The following is a 3046-nucleotide window of genomic DNA, read 5'->3' on the forward strand; positions in this document are numbered from 1 at the left end:
GGAGAGGGAGCTGACCGAGTGAGGTCGTGAGTTTTCGTCACCCCTCGCCCGCTTGCGGGAGAGGGGCCGGGGGTGAGGGGCTTTTGATCTGGCTTGTGATCTACCCGTCCCCGTTCATCTCAGGCCGAGCGGAGCCGTTGTGCAAGGGGGGAGCGGCAGGAGCCGCGAAAGGCGCGAGACCAATCGTTCCGCCCACACGATAAAAAAGACCGCCACTACCATCTGCTGCCAGCCGCTTCGACTGCGCACAGCCCCAAATTTTAGATAAAAAAAAGCCCATCACTCGATGGGCTGTAAGGAGCCGCCCCTCTCGTGAAGGGGCAGTAAACCGTTATACGGAAATTAGCTGTGGGCGGGTTTGCTCTCGCCTTCTACCACTACGTCCGCCGTGGCGCCTTGGGCCAACTCACGCTGCAGCGTGTCGTTGTCCAGCTGGCCACACCATTTGCCGACCACGATGGTGGCCACGCCGTTACCAACCAGGTTGGTCAGGGCGCGAGCCTCAGACATAAAGCGGTCGATACCCAGGATCAGCGCAAGGCCAGCAACTGGCAGGTGGCCGACAGCGGACAGCGTGGCGGCCAGTACGATAAAGCCGCTACCGGTTACGCCCGCTGCACCTTTGGAGGCGATCAGCAGTACCAGGATCAGGGCGATCTGGTGGGAAACATCCATCTGCGTGTTGGTGGCCTGGGCAATAAATACCGCCGCCATGGTCAGGTAGATGGAAGTACCGTCGAGGTTGAACGAGTAGCCAGTGGGGATAACCAGACCCACCACCGATTTGTTCACGCCCAGTTTCTGCATCTTGTCGATCATGCGCGGCAGCGCGGTTTCCGACGACGAGGTGCCGAGTACGATCAGCAGTTCTTCACGGATGTAGCGAATGAACTTGAGGATGCTGAAGCCGTGGAAGCGGGCGATACCACCGAGGATAACCAGCACAAACAGCAGGCAGGTGATGTAGAAGCACGCCATCAGGTAGCCCAGTTGCACCAAGGAGCCGACACCGTATTTACCGATGGTGAAGGCCATGGCACCCAGAGCACCCAGCGGAGCGACTTTCATAATCACGCCGATGATGCCGAAGAACACCTGGGAGATACGCTCGATGAACTCGAACACCGGACGACCGTAGTCGCCAGCGCGGTGCAGGGCGTAGCCGAACAGTACCGAGAAGAACAGCACTTGCAGAATGTCACCGCCAGCAAAGGCACCGACTACGGTAGCCGGGATGACGTTCATGATGAACTCGATGGTGCTTTGCTTTTCACCGGCAGCGGCGTAAGCAGCAATGCCTGAGGTGTCCAGCGAAGCCGGGTCGATGTTCATGCCAACGCCTGGCTGCACGATGTTGACCACGACCAGGCCAATCAGCAGAGCGATGGTGGAGACAATTTCGAAGTAGAGCAGCGCGTAACCGCCGGTTTTACCAACGGCCTTCATGCTCTGCATGCCGGCAATACCGGTAACCACGGTGCAGAAAATGATGGGGGCGATGATCATTTTGATCAGTTTGACGAACCCGTCGCCGAGCGGCTTGAGGGCAACAGCAGTGTCTGGGTAGAAGTGCCCAAGCAATACACCGATAGCGATGGCTATCAGAACCTGAACATAGAGAACCTTATAGAACGGTTTACGGGTCATGGCATGTTCCTCAACGACCGCACGGCACCACTCCGGGTGCGCGCGCTGCCTGTGCGCTAACCCTCCTGAACCGGAGGGATTTGTTGTTGGCAGCTTGCGTATGCTGCAAGCCTGCATCGCCTATTGCAGAGGTCATGCCATTCTTTTACAAAATACTAAAACCCAGTAAATACAGGGCTTTAGCAACAGAACCCGGGCAATCTACCGATGCTTTTGGCGGCTTTCCGCCAAGGCCTGGCGGATATCCCCCGCCAAAGCCTGCAAAAAGCATAGCCCGCGCTTGAGTGCTTGTTCCCGCACGGCCTCGGTGCTTACCATCGACCCGCCCTACTTTGCCGAGCCTAGCTAATGCGTGAACGCACCATCGCCAGCCATTTTGTCCGCGCCGCCCTGCGCGGTGCCGAGCGCCAAGGCCTGGACTGCGGCGCGATTTTACGTGAGGTGAATATTCAGCCGGCGCTGTTGGACGAGCCCCGTGCCCGGGTGGCGCCGGAGCAATTTGCCCGACTCATGCAACACCTATGGGAAGCGCTGGCGGACGAGTACATGGGCTTTGGCCAGCGCCGCAGTAAGCCCGGCACCTTTGCGATGATGTGTTACGCCCTGATCCACTGCCACACCCTGGAAAAAGCGCTGCTGCGCGGCACGCTGTTCTACAGCCTGTTCGACGATGCGCCGAAAATCACCCTGAGCCGCGATGGCGATTGGGCGCGGCTAACGGTGGACGACTCCAACCTGATCGACCCTGATCACTTCTTGGTGGAAAGCCTGCTGGTGATCTGGCATCGCCTGGCCAGTTGGTTGATCGGCCAACGTATTCGCCTGGAGGAAGCCAGCTTTAACTATGCCGAGCCCGAGCACAGTGCCGAGTACGACCTGCTATTCCCCAACCCGCGGCGCTTTAATGCCGAGCACACCAGCCTGCTATTTCAGACGCGCTACCTGGCCATGCCGCTGCTGCAGGATGAACGCACGCTTAAGCATTTTCTCGAGCACTCCCCCGCCGACTTGCTCGCCCGCCCGGATGGCGGCGACAGCTTGATCAGCCAGATTCGTCGCCTGCTCGGCCGTGACTGCGCCAACTGGCCAGACTTGGACGCGGTGGCGCAGCAGCTGCATATCAGCCCGCAAACCTTGCGCCGGCATTTGCGTGAAGAAGGCTCGAGCTTTCAGGAGCTGAAAGATCACCTGCGCCGCGACTTGGCGATTTACCACCTGGGGCGCGATAACCTGGCGATTCAGGATATTGCTGAGCAGCTGGGGTTTTCCGAGCCCTCGGCATTTCACCGGGCGTTTAAGAAATGGACGGGGTTAACCCCTGGGGCGTATAGGGCGCAGGAGAGCTAATGGTCCTTTGGCGACGGGTGAGGATCCCCGCCTGCGCGGGGATGACGAAGTG

General features: G+C 59.2%; 2 protein-coding genes. One reads left to right on the plus strand and one right to left on the minus strand.

All coding sequences use genetic code 11. The features are described 5' to 3' along the window. Positions 1-342: 342 nt before the first annotated feature. On the minus strand, positions 343-1647 hold the full coding sequence (locus tag AAAB16_RS07560; RefSeq protein ID WP_340662794.1) for a dicarboxylate/amino acid:cation symporter: 1305 nt from the start codon (positions 1645-1647) through the stop codon (positions 343-345). Between the two features lie 348 nt (positions 1648-1995). On the opposite strand from AAAB16_RS07560, the gene AAAB16_RS07565 reads away from it, so the two are divergent. Next, positions 1996-2994 carry an AraC family transcriptional regulator gene (locus AAAB16_RS07565; protein WP_340662795.1) on the plus strand — a complete coding sequence of 333 codons (999 nt, stop codon included), beginning with the start codon at positions 1996-1998 and terminating at the stop codon, positions 2992-2994. Positions 2995-3046 lie beyond the last annotated feature (52 nt).

It is taken from the genome of Pseudomonas sp., from assembly GCF_037994325.1.
Taxonomy (GTDB): domain Bacteria; phylum Pseudomonadota; class Gammaproteobacteria; order Pseudomonadales; family Pseudomonadaceae; genus Aquipseudomonas.